At 65.8% G+C, this 19,082-nt stretch carries 15 protein-coding genes, 1 tRNA gene and 1 riboswitch; of the genes, 9 read left to right on the plus strand and 7 right to left on the minus strand.

Annotation, left to right across the window (positions count from 1 at the left end; all coding sequences use genetic code 11):
- Window positions 1-44: 44 nt before the first annotated feature.
- Window positions 45-1,700, minus strand: a complete 1,656-nt coding sequence (locus B9C43_RS28635; protein ID WP_084430071.1) for a M14 family metallopeptidase — start codon at window positions 1,698-1,700, stop codon at window positions 45-47.
- Between the two features lie 275 nt (window positions 1,701-1,975).
- Here B9C43_RS28635 and B9C43_RS28640 point away from each other — a divergent pair, with 275 nt between their 5' ends.
- Window positions 1,976-2,824, plus strand: a complete 849-nt coding sequence (locus B9C43_RS28640; protein ID WP_084430072.1) for an LLM class flavin-dependent oxidoreductase — start codon at window positions 1,976-1,978, stop codon at window positions 2,822-2,824.
- Between the two features lie 9 nt (window positions 2,825-2,833).
- On the opposite strand, the gene B9C43_RS28645 is transcribed toward B9C43_RS28640, so the two are convergent.
- Window positions 2,834-3,388: a PadR family transcriptional regulator gene (locus tag B9C43_RS28645; protein ID WP_084430073.1), complete on the minus strand. Its 555-nt coding sequence runs from the start codon at window positions 3,386-3,388 to the stop codon at window positions 2,834-2,836.
- Between the two features lie 73 nt (window positions 3,389-3,461).
- Here B9C43_RS28645 and B9C43_RS28650 point away from each other — a divergent pair, with 73 nt between their 5' ends.
- Genes B9C43_RS28650 through B9C43_RS28660 form a run of 3 tightly spaced genes read left to right on the plus strand, consistent with a single transcriptional unit; the run spans window position 3,462 to window position 5,949 of the window.
- Window positions 3,462-4,484, plus strand: coding sequence for an LLM class F420-dependent oxidoreductase (locus B9C43_RS28650; RefSeq protein ID WP_033390326.1), 1,023 nt, complete (start codon window positions 3,462-3,464; stop codon window positions 4,482-4,484).
- Window positions 4,481-5,530, plus strand: coding sequence for an MBL fold metallo-hydrolase (locus B9C43_RS28655; RefSeq protein ID WP_084430074.1), 1,050 nt, complete (start codon window positions 4,481-4,483; stop codon window positions 5,528-5,530). Before B9C43_RS28650 ends, B9C43_RS28655 begins: the two co-directional genes overlap by 4 nt.
- Window positions 5,527-5,949, plus strand: a complete 423-nt coding sequence (locus tag B9C43_RS28660) for a pyridoxamine 5'-phosphate oxidase family protein (protein ID WP_084430075.1) — start codon at window positions 5,527-5,529, stop codon at window positions 5,947-5,949. The genes B9C43_RS28655 and B9C43_RS28660 overlap by 4 nt, the downstream gene beginning before the upstream one ends.
- Window positions 5,950-6,463: 514 nt before the next feature.
- On the opposite strand, the gene B9C43_RS28665 is transcribed toward B9C43_RS28660, so the two are convergent.
- Both B9C43_RS28665 and B9C43_RS28670 read right to left on the minus strand, forming a co-directional pair.
- Window positions 6,464-6,536 (minus strand) — tRNA-Asn (locus B9C43_RS28665).
- Between the two features lie 57 nt (window positions 6,537-6,593).
- Window positions 6,594-7,025 (minus strand): DUF6319 family protein, encoded by a 432-nt coding sequence (locus tag B9C43_RS28670; protein ID WP_033382755.1) that lies wholly within the window; start codon window positions 7,023-7,025, stop codon window positions 6,594-6,596.
- Between the two features lie 107 nt (window positions 7,026-7,132).
- On the opposite strand from B9C43_RS28670, the gene B9C43_RS28675 reads away from it, so the two are divergent.
- Window positions 7,133-8,653, plus strand: a complete 1,521-nt coding sequence (locus B9C43_RS28675; RefSeq protein ID WP_084430076.1) for a cobyric acid synthase — start codon at window positions 7,133-7,135, stop codon at window positions 8,651-8,653.
- On the opposite strand, the gene B9C43_RS28680 is transcribed toward B9C43_RS28675, so the two are convergent.
- Both B9C43_RS28680 and B9C43_RS28685 read right to left on the minus strand, forming a co-directional pair.
- Window positions 8,593-9,576, minus strand: a complete 984-nt coding sequence (locus tag B9C43_RS28680) for a sensor histidine kinase (RefSeq protein WP_084430077.1) — start codon at window positions 9,574-9,576, stop codon at window positions 8,593-8,595. The two genes, B9C43_RS28675 and B9C43_RS28680, sit on opposite strands and share 61 nt — an antisense overlap.
- A complete protein-coding gene (locus B9C43_RS28685; RefSeq protein ID WP_033382758.1) occupies window positions 9,573-10,229 on the minus strand; it encodes a response regulator transcription factor in 657 nt (218 codons plus the stop codon). Before B9C43_RS28685 ends, B9C43_RS28680 begins: the two co-directional genes overlap by 4 nt.
- Window positions 10,230-10,315: 86 nt before the next feature.
- Between B9C43_RS28685 and dacB the strand changes: the two genes are divergently transcribed.
- The 3 genes from dacB (at window position 10,316) to B9C43_RS28700 (ending at window position 15,726) form a co-directional block, all read left to right on the plus strand.
- The gene (gene dacB, locus B9C43_RS28690; protein ID WP_084430078.1) at window positions 10,316-11,815 is read left to right on the plus strand and encodes a D-alanyl-D-alanine carboxypeptidase/D-alanyl-D-alanine endopeptidase; all 1,500 of its coding nucleotides are present in this window, start codon (window positions 10,316-10,318) and stop codon (window positions 11,813-11,815) included.
- Window positions 11,812-12,933, plus strand: a complete 1,122-nt coding sequence (locus B9C43_RS28695) for a serine hydrolase domain-containing protein (RefSeq protein WP_084430079.1) — start codon at window positions 11,812-11,814, stop codon at window positions 12,931-12,933. Before dacB ends, B9C43_RS28695 begins: the two co-directional genes overlap by 4 nt.
- 93 nt (window positions 12,934-13,026) lie before the next feature.
- A complete protein-coding gene (locus B9C43_RS28700; RefSeq protein ID WP_084430080.1) occupies window positions 13,027-15,726 on the plus strand; it encodes a lectin in 2,700 nt (899 codons plus the stop codon).
- Between the two features lie 27 nt (window positions 15,727-15,753).
- On the opposite strand, the gene B9C43_RS28705 is transcribed toward B9C43_RS28700, so the two are convergent.
- Window positions 15,754-16,611 (minus strand): TIGR03621 family F420-dependent LLM class oxidoreductase, encoded by an 858-nt coding sequence (locus B9C43_RS28705; RefSeq protein ID WP_084430081.1) that lies wholly within the window; start codon window positions 16,609-16,611, stop codon window positions 15,754-15,756.
- A gap of 166 nt (window positions 16,612-16,777) precedes the next feature.
- Between B9C43_RS28705 and B9C43_RS28710 the strand changes: the two genes are divergently transcribed.
- On the plus strand, window positions 16,778-18,907 hold the full coding sequence (locus tag B9C43_RS28710) for an MMPL family transporter (protein ID WP_084430082.1): 2,130 nt from the start codon (window positions 16,778-16,780) through the stop codon (window positions 18,905-18,907).
- A gap of 49 nt (window positions 18,908-18,956) precedes the next feature.
- Window positions 18,957-19,028: riboswitch (cobalamin riboswitch) on the plus strand.
- Window positions 19,029-19,082: the final 54 nt, after the last annotated feature.

Below are 19,082 nucleotides of genomic sequence, written 5' to 3' on the forward strand. Positions count from 1 at the left end.
GAGCCGGATGTCCGGCGCGAGTGGCCTTTCCCCTGGTGAAGACCTTAGAAGGTCAACCGCCACAGATCGACGTATCCGACATCCGCCGAATAAATGTCCTGAACCTTGAGCTGCCAGGTGCCGTTCGCGGTCTCCGCGGAGGCGTCCACGGTGTACGTCTCGTTGACGTTGTCCGCCGAATCACCCGAGCTCGCGCCCTTCAGGCGGTACGTGGTGCCGTCCGGTGCGACCAGGTCGATCACCAGGTCACCGCGGTAGGAGTGCTTGATGTCCACGGCCACCTTGAGCGCGGCCGGCGCGTTGCCGTCGCGGTTGGCCACCGCGATCGAACTGGTCACGGCCGATCCCGCGTCCGGGATCTGCACGTCGGTCGCGTTCTCGTACGGGCCAGGACCCGGCGGCGGCGTGGTGCCGCAGTACTGCTGCTCCTTGCCGATCGCGCGCTGCGGGCAGTCGGAGATCTCGAGCAGTTGCAGCACGGCTTCCTTGTTGCGGGCTGTCTCCCGGTCGATCACCTCGTCCGGCGGGTAGAAACCGCCGCCGCTGGTGCCCTTCGGGTACATCTCGAACGTGTAGCCGAAGATCTTCTGGTCGCCCCACAGCCAGTCGTCGATCGAGCCGTCCGTGATGTACAAATCGGACGATTGCTCCGGCGTGTAGTTGTTGGTGGCGGCCATGTTGCGGCCGATCCGGGCGAACGTGGCCTGGTCGTCGGCGGTCATCCCCGGTGCGAGGTCGTCGTATGTGTAGCCGTACGGCCAAAGGATGAGCTCGCTGTAGGTGTGGAAGTCGATACCGGTCTTGATCTGTTGCACACCACCGACATTGCGGCCGCGGACGAAGTCGGCGAACGCCTTGACCTCAGGCGAGGACTCCGGCGCCGGGCCGCGGTAGGTCTCACTGCCCGTGCTGCCGGACGAACCGCCGCAGCAGCCCCACTTGAAGGCCCAGTTGCGGTTCAGGTCAGTGCCCACATTGGACGATCCGGCGTTCGGCTGCCGGTTCTTGCGCCACGACCGGTAGGAGCCGGTCGCGATGTCGTACTCGCCACCGTCCGGGTTGAGATCCGGCAGCAACCAGATCTCCCGCGAGTTGACGATGTTGGTGATCCGCTGGTCCGAGCCGTAGCCGGTGGTCAGCTGGTTGAGCAGGTAGAGCGCCATCTCCTTGGTCAGGTGCTCACGGGCGTGCTGGTGCGCGGTGAACAGGACCTCCGGCTCGGCCTCGTCGGTCGCGACGTTGTCGGAGATCTTGATCGCGATCAGGTCGCGGCCCTCGTAGGACTTGCCGATCACCTGCTTGGACACGATCGCCGGGAAGTTCGACGCGGCCGCGTTCACCTCGGCGGTGAGCTCGGTGAAGTTGTGGTACTTCGAGTCGGCTGGCGGGAAGTCCAGGATGCCCGTGTCGGGCTGGGTCGGGGCGGCCTGCTGGCGCACGGTGAACCCGAGCTGCTTGATCTGCTCGACTTCCTCGGGCGTGGCGGTGATGCCCACGACGCCGTGCTCCACGTAGGTCACGGCGGCGCCGGTCGAGGCGATCCGGCTGCGCTGCTTGCTGGTCTTCACGCCTTCGACCTGGTACTCGGCCGAAGTGCGCTGGGGCGCGCTCGACGATGGACCGGCCGTGCCGGGCGACAGCACGACAAAGCTCAACGCGACCGCGAGGGCCAGCGAAACGGACAATCTACTTCGGATCACGCAGGGCCTCCTGGTCTTCACGGCGGGCGTCCGCAAGATCTTGCGGTGGCCATCCCGTGCGCGCCACCCTGCGTCAGGCGGAGGAAATTGCCAGAATTCCCAGGTCAGCCGCGCGAGCTGAAAAATCGGCGGCGTGCGGATCACGCTTCGGGGTAGGGTGGCCTCACTCTAAAGATCACGCTCTTCCGGAAGTACGCCGCAGATGAAGAGCAGCGCCTGATCAGGCGTCGCAGAGGGGCGGCAGCACTGTCGCATACCCTCTGTAAGGATCGATCTTGACGAACGTTGGTCTTGGTCTGCCCATCGCTGACCTCGAATCGTTGCTTGCCTGGGCCCGTCTCGCCGACGAGGGCCCGTTTTCCACTCTCGGTCTGCTGGACCGGCTCGTGTACGACAACCCCGAACCGCTGGTCACGCTGGCCGCGATCGCCGGCGCCACAACGCGTATCCGTGTGCAGACCGAGGTTCTGTTGGCACCGTTGCGTTCCACCGCGCTGCTGGCCAAGCAGGCCGCGACCCTCGACCGGATTTCCGGCGGTCGCTTCACGCTCGGTCTTGGCGTCGGCGGCCGTGTCGACGACCACCTCGCCGCGGACACCGATATTCGGACTCGTGGCCGTCGCCTCGACGAGCAAATGTCCCAGATGCGTCGGATCTGGTCCGGTTTGCCTCTCGATACCGAAGTAGGTCCGATCGGGCCGAAGCCATTCCGGCCCGGCGGTCCGGAAGTGCTGTTCGGCGCCTTCCGCCCGCCCGCGCTGGAACGCGTCGCACGGTGGGGCGACGGTTTCCTTTGCGCCGCCCCGGTCGAATGGTGCGACCGTCTTTTCAGGACAGTCCGGGAGTCGTGGTCGGCCGCTGGCCGCTCCGGCACTCCTCGGCTGGTCGCCCAGGTCAACGTCGCTCTGGGATCCACTGTGGACTCGGCGCGGCGGAACATCGCCGACTACTACGGAAAAGACGCTCCTTGGGTGGTGGATCGCTTGTTGACCACGCCCGAGCAGATCCGTGACGCGGTTGCCGCGTTCGCTGAACTCGGTGTTGACGAAGTGATGCTTTATTGCTGGTCGCCCGATATCGGCCAGGTCGGCAAGTTGGCCGATGTGGTCGGCGGCGAATTGTAGCCAGCGGCTCTACCGTTGACGGGACCGCAGGATCCCAGCGGCCCACTCGCACCATTCGGCCTGGTCTTCGTGGTACATCTTGCCGCGCGTGCCTGCCAGGTACGGGCCGACGTTGTCGGCCGACGCGAGGTAGTCCGCTTCTGACTTGTCGCCGCGCAGTTTCGCCATCTGGGAGCCGAGGAACTCGGCTTTCGCCCGCGACTGCGCGGCGCGGTCGGTCAGCTGTTTGATCAATGTCTCCGCGTCGGCGGCCTGTTCGGCGTACGCCTTGACCATGAGGTCGTCGCGGATCGACGTGGGTTTGGTCGGAGCGTTGGTGAACCGGCTGAGCTCGTCGCGGCCGGCGTCGGTCAGCGCGAACACGCGCTTGTTCGGGCGGCCTTGCTGGACGACTTCGTGCCCGGTGAGCAGGCCGTCGGCTTCGAGTTTGCCGAGTTCGGCGTAGAGCTGCTGGGAGGAGGCGTGCCAGAACGACGACGCGCCGAGGTCGAACAGCTTGCTCAGCTGGTAGCCGCTCAGCTCGCGGTCCAGCAGCGCTGCCAGCAGGGCGTGCCGAAGTGCCATGTGTCTCCCGTCTCTTGTGAAGATGATACTCAAGGATATGATTAGTCAAGAAATTGAGTAGCGGGAGGCGCGCGTGAAGCTCGGATTCCACACCGGCTACTGGTCATCGGGTCCGCCAGCGGGCGTCGAGGAGGCCATCGCCGAGGCAGAACGGCTGGGCCTCGATTCGATCTGGGCCGCGGAGGCGTACGGATCGGACTGCTTGACGCCGCTGGCGTGGTGGGGCTCGCGCACCAAGACCGTGCGGCTCGGCACGAACATCCTGCAGATGTCCGCGCGTACGCCCACGGCCACCGCGATGGCCGCCCTGACGTTGGACCACTTGTCCGGTGGACGGTTCGTGCTGGGAATCGGCGCGTCCGGGCCGCAGGTGGTCGAGGGCTGGTACGGGCAGCCATACCCCAAGCCGCTCGCCCGCACTCGTGAGTACGTCGACATCGTGCGCAAGGTCGTCGCACGCGAGCGAGTCGAGTACTCCGGGAAGTTCTTCCAGTTGCCGTACCAAGGCGGCACCGGGCTCGGCAAGCCGCTGAAGTCCACAGTGCATCCACTTCGGACGGACATCCCGATCTACCTGGCCGCGGAAGGCCCGAAGAACGTGGCGCTGTCGGCGGAGATCGCCGACGGCTGGCTGCCGATGTTCTTCTCACCGCGCAGCAACGACTTCTTCCGCACAGCGTTGCAGGAAGGCTTCTCCCGGCCGGGCGCGCGGCGTGACTGGGACACCTTCGAGGTGCCCGCGTTCGTGCCGGTGATCGTGAACGACGACGTGGAGAAGGCGGCCGACTGGGTGCGGCCGATGCTCGCGTTGTACATCGGCGGAATGGGCGCGAAGGGCGCGAACTTCCACTTCGACGTGTTCGTCAGGCTCGGCTACGAGGCCGAATGCCAGAAGATCCAGGAACTCTACCTGGACGGCCACAAAGCCGAGGCGGTCGCGGCGGTCCCGACCCGGATGGTCGAGGACATCGCGTTGGTCGGACCACTGGCCAAAATCCGGGACGAGCTATCCGCGTGGCGGGAAAGCGTGGTGACGTCCTTGCTGGTCAACACGGACGTACCGACGTTGCGCGCGCTGTCGGAAATCGTCGCATGAGCACCGTTCCGGCCGAGCCGAGCGCACAGGGGCAATGGGAAGCGTGGAAACGCAAGGAACTGCCACCGGTTGAGAAGGTCAGGGAAGACCTGTGGTCAGTGCCCGTGCCGATCCCGCACAACCCGTTGCGCTACACCATCACGTACCTTTCGGTGTCAGACTCCGGTGTCGTGGTGGTCGACCCAGGCTGGTTCGCGACCGAGACATGGGACGCTTTGGTTGCGGGCCTTGCGGTCGCGGGCGCATCTGTGTCCGATGTGGTCGGTGTGGTGGTGACGCACATCCACGCGGACCACCACGGCCTGAGCGCGCGACTGAAGCAGGAATCCGGTGCGTGGATCGCGATGCACCCGGCGGAGCGTGATGTCTTGCCGATCCGGCTGGCCGAGACGACGCCGGACTCGTTCGACAAGAACTGGCTTCGTTCCTCAGGCGTGCCTGCGGATGTCGCTGCGAAGCTGTCGTTCAGCCCGGACGCCATGAAGCCGTTCATGGAGTTGTCACTGCCGGACATCCTGTTGTCCGATGGCGACGTCGTCCCACACGGCTCCCGTACGATGCGCGCGGTGTGGACGCCTGGGCACACTCCTGGCCACATCTGTTTGTACGACTCGGTTCGCGGTGTCTTGCTCACCGGCGACCACGTACTGCCTCGGATCAGCCCGAACATTGGGATGATGGTCGGTGACGACGACCCGTTGTCGAGTTACATCGCTTCTCTGGAACGTATTGCGGGTTACGACTCCGCTGAGGTTCTGCCTGCGCACGAGTACCGATTTCACGGGGTGGCGCGTCGCACGCTCGCTCTGATCAAGCATCACCAGGAACGGTGTGACGAGATTTCTGCGGTTCTGCGGGCCAATGGCGAGTCGACCGCATGGGAGATCACTGAGCGTCTGACTTGGTCGCGTGGCTGGGAGAATGTTCGCGGGATCATGCGGCGGAGCGCGGTCGCGGAAACCTCCGCGCATTTGCAGTACATGCGCAAGCTCGGTTCCGTGGAGCTCATCGATGGCGAGGTGCGGCGCTGGCGGGCGGGCATGTGAGCTTCGACGTCGACGCTTTCCTTGCGCGGCCGCTCACCGCCCGGGTCGCGACCAACGGGCCGACGGTTAGACCGGTGTGGTTTCTCTGGGAGGACAACGCTTTCTGGATTCTCACGGGTCCTTGGGCCAAGTTGCCGGGGCGGGTTCTGGCAGACCCGGCCGTCGCCCTGGTCGTCGACGAGTGCGACCTTGCCACGGGGACAGTCAAGCAGGTCGTCGCGCGGGGGCGGGGTGAGATTTTGCCGTTCGATGTGCCGCGTGGGTTTCGGAAGCTGGCCCGGTACCTAGGGGACGATGAAACTCTTTGGGATGAACGGTTCCGCCGGTACTTGCATGATGATCCTGCGGAGTCCGGAACGGTCTGGCTGCGGGTTGAACCAGACTCGATGACTGCCGCCGACCTCAGCTACGAGGTTTGATCCCGGCGTGCGGTTTGGGGATGCGGCGGCCGAGTGTGGTTTGGGGATGGCCGAGTGCCTGCATGGTGAATACAGAGTTCAGCTGGGGGCGGACACTGTGCACGCTGTGGCGCTGAATGTCGAACGCTGAGTGTTGTGTTCTGAATGCAGAGTTCAGGGCGGTAGCGGCTGGTTGTCCTGCGCTTGGTCGGCTATGCCGCTGTTGGGGTTGGGCGCTGTGTGTTTGAGGGTTGTGTGTTGTGTTCTGAATTCGGAGTGCAGCCGGGCGCGAGGGCTTGGGGCGCTGGGTGTTGAGGGGTTGCGTGCTGTGTTCTGTATTCAGAGTGCGGGGCGGCGGTAGGGCTTGCGGCACTGTGTGTCGGCGTACGGCGAACCGAAGGCGACTGGGCGAACATGGTTCGGCGTTGAGTGCGGTGTTCTGAATGCAGAGTTCAGGGTTCAGGTGCGACAGTCGCGCGGCTCGTTCGGCCGCAGCACAGCCCCAGGCCTGTGACCTGGAGCGACATCCGTGAAGCTCCTCCAGCTGGACTCGAACCAGCAACCCTTCGATTAACAGTCGAATGCTCTGCCAATTGAGCTATGGAGGAAAAAACCCCGCCGTCGGCGCGTCGCGAACGACACGCCGACGGCGGTAATAGGGTGCGTCAGGCCTCTTCGCCGAGGTCGGCGAGAGCCTGCTTGACCTTGGCCATTTCTTCCTGGAGCTCGCGGAGCCGTGACTCGTGCTGCTCACGAGCCGCGGTGATCACCTCTTCGATCTTCTCGGCGATGTCCGGGTGCAGCTCCTGCGCGGCCTTGGCGACGGCCGTTGCTGGAATGGTGAGGCCCTGCACGACCCGCGTGCTGCCGTGCATCAGGTCTGCCTGCCAGGCACCGTCAAGGCTGCCCGTCACGGTCAGCGTGAGCTCGACGGTCCGGGTCTTCTTCGCGGTGCTCTTGGCCCGAGTGGCCTTCTTGGGCTTCTCCTCGGCTGCGGGAGTCTCGTCCGCGGGAGCTTCGGTGCCCTGTCCGTTGGTCGAGGCAGGCACCTCCTCGTCACCGGGAGCGCTTGCCGCCTCGGCGGTAGGAGCGGTCATCCTGGTCCTTTCGTGGTCACGTGGAGGGGGTATCACATCCTAGAACACGTGTTCGACCGAGCGTGTTCCAGGGGGCGTCAAGACACTATCCCGATAGGGTTCGCCGGGTGAGCGGAGGCCTGCTGGTGGCCGGCACGTCATCGGATGCCGGGAAGAGTGTGCTGGTCGCCGGCCTGTGCCGGTGGTTGGCGCGTCAGGGTGTACGGGTCGCGCCGTTCAAGGCGCAGAACATGTCCAACAACTCCGTCGTGACGATGGAGGGCGGCGAGATCGGCCGGGCGCAGGCCCTGCAGGCGGCCGCCGCCGGGTTGGTGCCGAGTGTCCGGTTCAACCCCGTCCTGCTCAAGCCCGGCGGCGACCGGACTTCTCAGGTTGTCCTGCTGGGCAAGGCCGTCGGGCACACGTCCGCGTTGTCCTATCGGGACCGCAAGCCCGAGTTGTTCGAGACGGTTCTGGCCACTTTGGAGGGCCTGCGGGCCGAGTACGACGTGGTCGTCTGCGAGGGCGCGGGCTCCCCGACGGAGATCAACCTCCGGCGCGACGACATCGCCAACATGGGCCTGGCCCGGGCCGCGAACTTGCCGGTCCTTGTCGTCGGTGACATCGACCGCGGTGGGGTTTTCGCCCATTTGTACGGCACGGTCGCGCTGCTCTCACCCGCTGACCAAGCGCTTGTTTCCGGGTTTGTGATCAACAAGTTCCGCGGTGACCCCGCCCTGCTCAAGCCGGGGCTCGACCAGATCAACCAGCTTACCGGCCGGCCGGTTCTCGGGGTCCTGCCGTGGAACGTCGACCTGTGGCTGGACGCCGAGGATTCGTTGTCCTACACCGCTGACGGCGTCGTGGGCAGGCCGAAGCCGCCGGTGGGGGAGCAGTGGCTGCGGGTCGCGGTCATCAGGCTGCCGAGGATCTCCAACGGCACCGACGTGGAGGCCCTGGCTTGTGAGCCGGGTGTCTCGGTGCGGTTCGTGACCGAGCCGTCCCGGCTGGCGGACGCCGACCTGATCGTGATCCCGGGTTCCAAGGCGACCGTGAACGATCTGGAATGGTTGCGGCACAACGGACTCGCCGACGCGATCGGCAAGCATGCCGAACGCGGGCTCCCGGTGATCGGGATCTGCGGCGGGTTCCAGATGCTGGGCACCAAGATCACCGATTCGTATGAATCCGGCGCGGGCACCGTCACCGGACTCGGCCTTCTTGACGTGGAGTTCGAGTTCCAACCGGACAAGATCCTCCGTCGCCCGGACGGGTTCGTTTTCGGCAAGGCCGCGACGGGCTACGAAATCCACCACGGCACGGTCGTCGACCAGCCGGGCAACGGCCTGGTGACGCTGCCGGACGGACAAGCCGAAGGCGTGCTGGAGGGTGCGATCGCGGGCACGCACTGGCACGGCCTGCTCGAAAACGACGAACCCCGCCGCGAGATCCTGAACTGGGCGGCCGCGCACTCGAATCGAGCACACTTCAAGGCCGCCGGCAACACGTCCTTCGCCCAAGCCCGCGAAGCACAGCTCGACCTGCTGGCGGATTTGGTCGCTGAGCACCTCGACACCGACATGCTCCGTCAACTGCTCGCCGAAGGGGCGCCCGCGGGCTTGCCTGTGTTGCCGCCGGGGGCGAGCTGAACAGTGATGTCCAGGCCGCCGGACGGGCACGCGGCGTACGAAAGTGTCCCGCCATGGGCTGTGACGACCGCGCGCACGATGGACAGGCCAAGGCCGGTGCCGCGAACCCGTCGGGAGCCACGCACGAACGGCTCGAACAGGCTGTCGACCTCGGCCGGGTCCACGACCTGACCCGAATTGACGATCCGCAGGAACGCCTGACCGGTGCGCACAGCGATGTGTCCCCCGGCGACGTTGTAGCGGACGGCGTTGTCGACGAGGTTGTTCACCATTCGTTCGAGCAGCACGGGTTCGCCGCGGATCACAGCGGGCCGCAGGTCGGTCCGTAGTTCGAGGTCCCGGACACCCGCGAGGGCAGAGGTGACGAGGGCCGCGAGGTCGACTTCGCGCTGTTTGACCAGTCCGGTCTGACTGCGCGCCAGGATGAGCAGCCCGTCCAAGGTCCGCTGGCTGTGGTCGACCGCATCGCTGATGTCGCCTGCCATGGCGAGCAGTTCCGACGTGGTGGGCCGCCCGTCCAGCGTCACGTCGATCGCCGCGCGCATCGTGGTCAACGGCGTCCGCAGCTCGTGGGCGGCGTTGGCGACGAACATGCGTTGGCTGTCCAGCAGACGATCGCGTTCGGCGACACTGGACTGGATGACGCGCCCTGCCACCAGCCAGCCCAGCGCGGCGGCGACAACGACCACGATCCCGAGCGCGATCGCGGACTGGGTCAGGAAATCGGCCATGGTCTGGGCGTGCATGTCGTCCAGCGAAGCCGACAGCGCGTCCGGGTCGATCACCGGCCGCCCGGTGCCGAACGCCACGACCACCCGCGGCCGGTCTCGTCTGACCAGCAGAAAGGTCAACGCGATCAGCACAAGCCCAGCGGCGAGCACCAATCCGGTGTAGAGCAGGGCCAGCCTGCCACGTGCGGTCATGTCGCGATGCGGTACCCGGCCCCAGTCACCGTCTGGATGACCGGCGGGTCGCCGAGCTTGCGGCGAAGCGTGCCGACCGTGATCCGGACCGCGTTGGTGAACGGGTCGGCGTGCTCGTCCCATACCTTGTCCAGCAAGGTTTCCGCGCTGACAACATCGCCAGCGGCCATCAACAACCGTTCCAGTACACCGAATTCCTTGGGTGTCAGGTGCACGAGACGACCACCGCGTTCCACACTGCGCCGTGCCGAGTCGAGCACGATGTCGCCGGCACGCAGGACCGGCGGCCGCGCTGGCACAACACGCCTGCCCAACGCCCGCACACGCGCGACGAGCTCGGTGAACGCGAACGGCTTGCCCAAGTAGTCGTCAGCGCCCAACGTGAGGCCGTCCACCCGGTCGGAGACCGTGCCGGACGCGGTGAGCATGAGAATGCGTGATGTTCCCCGGTCCGCCAAGCGCCTGCACACGGTGTCTCCGTGCACCACCGGCAGATCACGGTCGAGCACCACCACGTCGTACGGCGTCAGTTCCACTTTGTCCAGCGCGGCTTGGCCGTCCAGCGCGATGTCGACGACACAACCGTGCTTACGCAACCCCGTGGCGATGTAACCGGCCAGCGGTTGCTCGTCCTCGACCAGCAATACCCGCACTGCCTGAAGTATCCGTATCAGGCATATGGATTTCGTATGGCCGCACAAGCCGTGCACCAGACAAGCGAGTCGATAGAAGTGCGGGCATGAACAGAGAGCAACAACCGTCCCGGCGGACAGTGCTCGGCGGATTGGCGGCAACCGGCTTGCTGGCCACGACCGGCACCGCACATGCCGCGCAGGAACTGCCTGACCGGATCCAGCAGATCATCGGCCGCCCAGAGTTCGATGGAGCGCAGTGGGGCATGGCGTTCTACGCACCCGACCGCGGTGAGGTGATCCACGCGATGAACCACGAGGAGCTGTTCGTCGCGGCGTCGTCCTTCAAGGTTTTCATTGGTGCCACGGCATTCGAGGCGCTGGGGCCGGATCGCCGATTTCAGACCCGAGTCTGTCGTACCGGCCCGCTGACAGGGGGCGTGCTCAACGGTGACCTGGTCCTGGTGGCAGGCGGCGACATGCTGTTGTCCGGCCGAGTGGGGCCTACGGGCAAGCTGAACCTGCCCGAGCCGGACCACTCGTACCCCGGCGCGCCGCCACTGCCAGGTGACAGCTTGGCGGAGATCCGGGCTCTCGCCGCGCAGGTGAAGGCGGCGGGTGTGCGGCGTGTCAACGGCCGCGTTCTCGTGGACACGTCGTTGTTCCGGGAAGGCCGCGAGAACATCGCACTGAACAACCAGATGATCACGGTGTCGCCGATGATGGTGAACGATCACATCGTCCATGCCGTCGTCACTCCGGGCAACGCGGTCGGCGCTCCTGCCGACGTTCACGCGGTTCCGCAGACGGGACACGTGCGGTTCGTCAACGAAGTGATCACGGTGAGTGGTACACCGAAGCCGCTTATCTTCGTGGACAACAGGCTCACCGGGGAGATCCAGCTGGGCGGCCCGGTCCGGTACGTGCCCTACTACGTGCAGGATCCGGCGCCGTTCGCCGCGGCTGTCTTCGCCGAAGCCTTGCGGGACAGGGGAGTGCAGGTTCGCGGTGAGGCGTGTCATGGCTCCCGGCGGGTCCCGATCGCGGAGCACACCTCGCTTCCGTTGTCCGAACAGGCGAAGGTGATGCTCAAGGTCAGCTCGAACATCCACACCGTCACCATTCCCTACCTGGTCGGCGCGATTGCGGGGCGTGCACACGACGATCCGAAGGCGTCCTACCACGAATTCCGGCGCGCGCTGTTCCGCGCGGCCGGACTCGATGGCGATCCGGCAGGCTCCGACCAGGACCTCTACACGGCCGACACGTTCATCAAGTTCCTGGCGCACATCGCGAAACGGCCGTACTTCCGGATCTTCCGTCTCACACTGCCGATCATGGGCAGGGACGGCACCCTGGCGGGTAACCAGCCGGAGTCGCCTGCGGCAGGCCACGTCTACGCCAAGACCGGCACCGGCTACATGAACAAGACGATGAACAAGGCACTGGCCGGATACATCGAGCTCCCCGATGGCCGGTGGCTGACGTTCGCGCAGTTCATGCGCAAGGGCGTGGCATCGATGGCCGAAGGCATCGCACTGGGTGACCAAGCGCAGGAAGCGATGGCCGAAATAGCCACCGCGGTCTACGAAGGGAGCCGACGATGACCACTCGCCGATCGGTGCTCGGCCTGTTGGGCGCGGCCCCGGCGATGGTGGCTCTGCCCGCAGCCGCCGAGACGACGGAGACAACCAAGACAGCGAAGGCAGCGAAGACAAAGGATGTCCGTTCGTTCGAACGGTTTTTGGCCGACCAAGCGGCGCAGGACAAGTTCTCCGGTACCGTTCTGCTGGCCCATCGCGGCAGGCCCGTGCTCATCCGTTCGCACGGCATGGCCTACGACTCGGCGCACAACACCAAGGACACGATCTTCTGCGTCGCGTCGATTTCCAAGATCTTCACAGCCGTGGCGGTCGCGCAGCTCGCGCAGGCGGGCAAGCTGGCCTTCCACGATCCGCTGAGCAGGTATCTGGACGGCTTTCCGGACAAGGTCACCCTGCATCACCTGCTGACGCACACCTCGGGGCTCGGGCGCCCGGCGTTGGGCAGCGGTCCGCCGCCGACCTGGCAGAGTTTCGACGAAGCGATGACCGGCACGTTGGACCTCGTCCGGTCCACGCCACCGCAGTTCACCCCGCCAGGCGCGGAACACCGATACAGCAACGACGGGTACTGGGTGCTCGGCGCCGTCGTCGCGAAGGTGTCCGGACTGTCCTTTTTCGACTACGTCCGCGAGCACGTGTTCCGGCCTGCGGGCATGACACGCACGGACTACTACACCAAACCTCAAGTTCTGGCGGCCAAGGACATCGCGCATCCCTATTGGACACAGCCGTCAGGCGCCCGCGTCGACGGCACCGCCAGTCCGTACTTCCCGTACACCAACGGTCCTGCTGGCGGCGTCTACTCCACAGTCTCGGACCTGCTCGCGTTCACCCGCTCGTATGGCAAGGTGCTCCGCCGTCCGTTCGTCGACCTCATCACCAGCGGCAAGGTCGCGTTGCCGCCTGCGTCCTTGCCCACCCAGACGAACTTCTACGCGTACGGCCATGTCGACGCGATCGTCGCGGACCAGCGGGTCTTCGGGCACTCCGGCAGTGGCCCGGGCATGGCGAACCGGCTCGACGTCTTCCCGTCCGCCGACTGGGTGTCGATCGTGCTGAGCAACTACGACACGAGCGTTGATCCGATTGTCGCGGCGGCCCGGGAGGCGATCACCGGGTAGTTAAGCCGAGCGGTGGCTTCCTCCGCAGGGCGCGGAGTGCGAAAATGGAGCGTTGACAACGTTGTCAGCCTCCATCCCTGCAGGAGGAACATCATGCGTGCACTCGCCGCGTCGTTGGGATTCGCGGCGGCGCTCATGTTCGCCGCCAGTCCCGCAACGGCCGAGCCCGTCAGAACGGCCGTCAGCGATCCCGCGCAGTACGTCAATCCATTCGTCGGCACCAAACCCGGAGGCCCGGACTTCGGCCACGGCGGCGGTGCCGGCAACACCTTCCCCGGCGCGGACGCGCCCTTCGGGATGATGCAGTGGAGCCCGGACACCGTGACCCACCAGCACGGCGGCTACCACTACGACGACAACCGCATCAAAGGCTTCAGCCTCACCCACCTCTCCGGCCCGGGCTGCAGCGACTTCGGCAACATCCCGTTCATGCCGACCCTCGGCACGACCCCGGTCAGCAACTACACGTTCTCCCACGCAGGCGAGTCCGCCTCGCCTGGCTACTACTCCGTCACCTTCAACAACGGTCTGCGCACCGAATTGACCACGACGACCCGCTCCGGGATGGCCAGGTTCACGTATCCCGCCGGGCAACGGGCATCGTTGTCAGTCGACGCCGCGAAAGCGTTCAACGCGGCCAGCGGAACGATCACCATCGGCACCAACACCCTGTCCGGCTACACCGACAGCGGCGGCTTCTGCGGCGCCGGGAACCGGTATCGCCTGTACTTCCACGCCGTGTTCGACACCCCGTTCGCGACATCCGGAGTCGCGGGCGCCGACGGCAAGGTCGACGAAAGCCGCAAGTCCATCACCGGCGACAGCGCAGGCAGCGTGCCGCAGCCGCAGAAAGGCGCGGACACCCGAAAGGGCCCGGCGATCACGAGTGACGTGACCCCGCTCGCGGCCTCCGCTTTCGTGTCCTTCAACGCGACCACGGTCACGGCCAGAGTCGGGATTTCCTTTGTCAGCCTGGAAGGCGCGCAGGCGAACCTCAACGCGGAACAAGGAGCCAGGAGCTTTGAGGAGATCCGGACCGGCACGCGCAACGCGTGGAACAACCTGCTCGGCCGGATCAACGTCAGCGGTGGGACCGACGCCCAGCTGCGTACCCTGTACACCGGGCTCTACCACTCGTTGTTGCACCCCAACGTGTTCAGCGACGTCGACGGCCGGTACATGGGGTTCGACAAACAGGTCCATTCGGTGCCCAGCGGCCGCGTCCAGTACGCGAACTTCTCCGGCTGGGACGTCTACCGGTCCCAAGTCGCGCTCATCGCACTGATCGCACCGGCGGAAGCGGCCGACATCGCCCAATCGGCGATCAACCAAGCCGTGTACGGCGGCTACTTCGACCGCTGGACGGTCGCCAACGGCGGAACCGGCGTGATGAACGGCGATCCGGTCTCCATCATCGTGTCCACAATGCACGCGTTCGGTGCGACGAACTTCGACGCGGCCGACGGCCTGAGAAGGATCGTCGCCGGTGTCAACGATGTCCGCCAACGCCCTGGCTGGCTGCAGTACAACCAATACGGTTACGTCCCGATCGGCCTGCCCGACGTGTGGGGATCGGCGTCCACCACACTGGAATACACCAGCGCGGACTTCGCGATCTCCCAGCTGGCCGCCAGACTCGGTGACGGCGCGACCGCCGAGAACTTCCTCAGGCGCGCCCAGAACTGGCGCAACATCTTCGAATCAGGCAACAAGTACCTCCAGCCGCGCAACACCGACACGACATTCCCGTCGTTCAGCCCGACCCAGCAGAACGAGTTCGTCGAAGGCAACGGCGGCCAGTACGCGTGGATGGTGCCGTACAACCATCGTGGCCTGTTCGACGCCATGGGCGGAAACGCGACCGTGGTGTCCAGATTGGACTCGTTCTTCACCGAGCTGAACGCTGGCCCGACCAAGAACATGGCCTACCTCGGCAACGAACCGACACTCAACACTCCGTGGGCGTACGCCTACGCCGGCGTGCCGTACAAGACCCAAGACGTGGTCCGGCGCGCGCTGACTAGCTTGTTCAAGCCGTTGCCGGAAGGCATTGTCGGCAACGACGACCTCGGACAGATGTCGTCGTGGGCGGTCTGGGCGGCGCTCGGGATGTACCCGCAGGCACCGGGCCGGGCGGAGCTCGTCCTGGCCAGCCCGCAGTTCCCGAGCATCACGATCAGCCGGGGCAACGGCAAGACGATCACCATCACCGCGCCGAACGCCTCGGACAGCGCAAAATACGTGCAAAGCCTCCGGGTGAACGGGCAGAACTCGACCAGGGCGTGGCTGCCGGAGTCCTTCGTGGCCAACGGCGGCACACTCGATTTCACGCTCGGCACCAGCCCGAACACGTCATGGGGCAGTGCGCCGGCTGATGCTCCACCGTCCTTCGACGTCGGCCCGGCGACACCGCGGACCGGCGCGATCGTGGGCCTGGCGAACAAGTGCGCCGACGCGGACCCGAGCCAGACCGCCAACGGCGCGATGGTCCGGCTGTGGGACTGCAACGGATCACCCGCGCAGCAATGGACATTGGCCTCCGACGGCACGATCCGCGCCGCTGGCCGCTGTATGGACGTCGCCAGCAGCAAACGCGACAACGGCACCAAGGTCCAGTTGTGGGACTGCAACGGGACCGGTGCCCAGCAGTGGTGGCCAAGGCCGAATGGCTCCCTGGTGAACCCGCCGTCCGGCCGGTGCCTCGACGTCCCGAACAGCAACCCCGCCAACGGCACCCAGTTGCAGATCTACGACTGCAACGCGACAGGCGCCCAGAACTGGCGGTTGCCATAACCGCTGAGCCGATTCCTTGGGACCCGGTCATTCCCTGAGCATGGGGATGACCGGCCCGAAGGCCTCGAAACCCGGTTCGAGCACGGTGATGTAGCTGATGCCGAACCGATCGCGCTGCGCTCGCAGCTGCTCGGCGATCTCCTCGTACGTGCCTGCCAGCACCGCAGGGACTTCGAGCAGGAAATCCGTGCTTTCCGCCAGGCCGAACCGCTGCCTGAGCGCGTCGACCGTGCCACGCCGGTCCTCGGTCACGACGACGTTCTGAACCAACAGGTTCGACTCGTAGTCACGGCCGCCTGCCGCGTCCTGAACGAACTCCACGCGTTCGTCGAGTTCGTCGGCGGTGAGGAATTCCAGTGGTGGCGTCGCGTCCGGCACGGCTTTGAGCCCGGCGAACGCCACGATGTCGGCTTGCTCGGCCGCCAGTCGCAGGACGCGGTCGCCGTTGCCGCCGACCATGATCGGCAAAGACTGCCCAAGTTTCTCGGCTGCCGTGCGGATTTTGTGGACTGTGTCGATCAGGTGCGTGACGCGTTCGCCCGCACTGGGCCAGCCAAGACCGGCCTCTTCGAACTCCTCGCGGACGTACCCGGCGCCCAGGCCGAGCTCGAGCCTGCCGTCGGTGTACGTGTTGACGGCGAACGCGTCGCGGGCAAGCAGTGTCGGGTTCCAGAAACCGGCGTTGAGTACGAACGTCCCCAGTCGCGGACGGGTGGTGACCCCCGCGGTGAGCATCAACGACGGAAACGGCGCTGCCATGGACAGGTGGTCTGGCATGAGGATCACGTCGTAGCCGAGTTCCTCAGCCCGGCGGCTCTTCGCGATCCACTCGGCGCGATCACCGACCGCGGTCATGTTGACACCGAACCGAAATGCGCGAGTCATGGTGTGAACCTACCAATCCGAAGAACAAAGTAGGGCTGAACGGAACCGATCGGGTGGTGCTGGCTCCATCAGGGATTTATCAGGGTCGCGTCCCGGATGTTCCCCGATCAGGCCACCGAGATACTTCGCCCGGCAATCCGGATATTCCAAGCAGGGGGAAGTACGCATGGCGACACCTGTGGACACCGCACGCCCGATTCCGCCGCCCGCACCGGGAAGCCCGGTCAAGACCAGACGGTTACGCTGGCTGCTGCCGGCGTTGCTGGTGATCGGATGGCTGGTGATCGGCGCGATCGGCAGTGGCTACCAAGGCAAACTCAGCGACGTGGTCGAGGATTCCAACGCGGCGTTCCTGCCCAAGTCCGCCGAAGCGACCAAAGTGGATGAACTGGTCGCCAGATTCGACGACAGCACAGACGTTCCCGCACTCATCATCTTCGCCAGGCCCGACGGCCTGACCGGTGCGGACAAGGACTTCATCACCACAAGGGCAGCCGAACTCGGCCAGTTCCGTAACGCGGATCTCGACAAAGCCGGTGGCGTGGCGAGCCGGATCTCCCCGGTCATCCCTTCACAGGACGGCAAGGCAGCGCAGGTCGTGGTGGCTCTGCCGGGTGATCTGCAGGACAAGATCGGTGACGTCACCAAGGAGATCCGGGCTGCCGTCGCGGCCAGCCTGCCCAGTGGACTGTCCGCGCACGTGACCGGTCCGGCCGGGATCTCCGCCGACTTCAGTGAAGCGTTCGGTGACATCGACGGCCTGTTGCTGTGGGTGACCATCGCGGTCGTCGTGGTGATCCTGATCCTGATTTACCGCAGCCCGTTGCTGCCGATCATCGTGCTGCTGTCCGGCGGATTCGCGCTGACCACGGCGTCGATGGCGGTGTACTTCCTGACCGACGCCGACGTGATCACGCTCAACGGGCAAAGCCAAGGCATCCTGATGGTTCTCGTGCTCGGCGCCGCGACGGATTACGCGCTGCTGCTCGTCGCCCGTTACCGCGAGGAACTCCGTAAGCGCGAGAACAAGTACGACGCCATGCGAGTGAGTTGGCGTGCGTGCCTCGAACCACTGCTGGCCTCGGCGGTCACGGTCATTCTCGGCCTGCTGTGCCTGTTGTTGTCCGATTTGAACAGCAACAAGAGCCTCGGGCCGGTCGCAGCGATCGGTATCGCGGCGGCGCTGATCACCGCGTTGACGTTCCTGCCCGCCATGCTGGTGCTCTTCGGCCGTGGCGCGTTCTGGCCGTTCCGGCCGATGCCCGGCACCGAAGGCACTGAGTCGAAGGGCCTGTGGGCTCGCGTGGCGAACGTCGTCGGCAAGCGCCCGCGTCTGGTCGGCGGCGCGACAGCGGTGCTGCTGCTCGGGGCGGTCGCGTTCGTGCCGCAGTTCAAGGCCGACGGCCTGCAGTTGTCCGACTCGTTCGTCACGAAGACCGAGTCGATCAAGGGGATGGAGGTGTTCGCCCAGCACTTCCCGGCAGGCACCGGCATGCCCGCGACGATCGTGACCAGAGCGGACCGTGCGGGTGAGGTCGCGGACGTCACCAGGGGAGTCGAGGGCGTGGCGGCGGTCGAGCAGCGGCCCAAGGTCGTCGACGGCATGGTTGTGCTGGAAGCGACGCTGCACGACGACCCGTCGTCGAACACGGCCCAGCAGGCCATCGAACGCCTGCGAACCGCCGTGCACGCCGTGCCCGGCGCGCAAGCCCTGGTCGGCGGGATGACCGCGGAATTCCTGGACATCCACGACACGTCGGTCCGCGACTTGCAGGTGATCATCCCGGTGGTGCTCGTGGTGATCCTGTTCGTACTGGCCCTGCTGTTGCGGTCGCTGGTCGCGCCGGTCCTGCTGACGTTGACGGTGGCGGTGTCGTACGCGGCCACGATCGGCGTCGGCGCGTTGGTGTTCAACAACGTGTTCGACTTCGCCAACTCGGATCCGAGCCTGCCGATGCTCGCGTTCGTGTTCCTGGTCGCCCTGGGCATCGACTACAACATCTTCCTGATGACCCGAGTCCGTGAGGAAGCGCTGCGGATCGGCACCAGACGCGGCACGCTCAAGGGCCTCGCGGTCACCGGTGGGGTGATCACGTCGGCCGGTGTCGTGCTCGCGGCGACGTTCGGGGCGCTGGCGCTGCTGCCGATGGTGACGCTCGTGCAGATGGCGTTCCTGGTGGCGTTCGGTGTGTTGCTTGACACGTTGATCGTCCGATCGCTGCTGGTCCCGGCGATGACGTTGCAGATCGGCCGCAAGATCTGGTGGCCGAGCGCTTTGTCGCGAGGTACGCCCTAGTTGGGTATCGGGCACGCGGGATGCGACGATGACCTGTAGTGCGATCGCGGAGGAAGCCGGTGCGAGTCCGGCGCGGTCCCGCCACTGTGACCTGGCCTGACGGCTGGGGAGCCAGATACTCCGCCCGCACTCGGGTACGCGCCCGCGTGCCCGTGGCCTCGACTTCGGGCGTGGA

This window comes from Kibdelosporangium aridum (assembly GCF_900176515.1).
In the GTDB taxonomy this organism is placed as follows: domain Bacteria; phylum Actinomycetota; class Actinomycetes; order Mycobacteriales; family Pseudonocardiaceae; genus Kibdelosporangium; species Kibdelosporangium aridum.

Excerpts from the sequence above, each read along its gene's own strand:
- dacB (WP_084430078.1), top strand. The coding sequence starts at position 10,316 with ATGAACAGAGAGCAACAACCGTCCCGGCGGACAGTGCTCGGCGGATTG.
- B9C43_RS28645 (WP_084430073.1), bottom strand. The coding sequence starts at position 3,388 with ATGGCACTTCGGCACGCCCTGCTGGCAGCGCTGCTGGACCGCGAGCTG.
- B9C43_RS28705 (WP_084430081.1), bottom strand. The coding sequence starts at position 16,611 with ATGACTCGCGCATTTCGGTTCGGTGTCAACATGACCGCGGTCGGTGAT.
- B9C43_RS28670 (WP_033382755.1), bottom strand. The coding sequence starts at position 7,025 with ATGACCGCTCCTACCGCCGAGGCGGCAAGCGCTCCCGGTGACGAGGAG.
- B9C43_RS28655 (WP_084430074.1), top strand. The coding sequence starts at position 4,481 with ATGAGCACCGTTCCGGCCGAGCCGAGCGCACAGGGGCAATGGGAAGCG.
- B9C43_RS28680 (WP_084430077.1), bottom strand. The coding sequence starts at position 9,576 with ATGACCGCACGTGGCAGGCTGGCCCTGCTCTACACCGGATTGGTGCTC.
- B9C43_RS28700 (WP_084430080.1), top strand. The coding sequence starts at position 13,027 with ATGCGTGCACTCGCCGCGTCGTTGGGATTCGCGGCGGCGCTCATGTTC.
- B9C43_RS28695 (WP_084430079.1), top strand. The coding sequence starts at position 11,812 with ATGACCACTCGCCGATCGGTGCTCGGCCTGTTGGGCGCGGCCCCGGCG.
- B9C43_RS28710 (WP_084430082.1), top strand. The coding sequence starts at position 16,778 with ATGGCGACACCTGTGGACACCGCACGCCCGATTCCGCCGCCCGCACCG.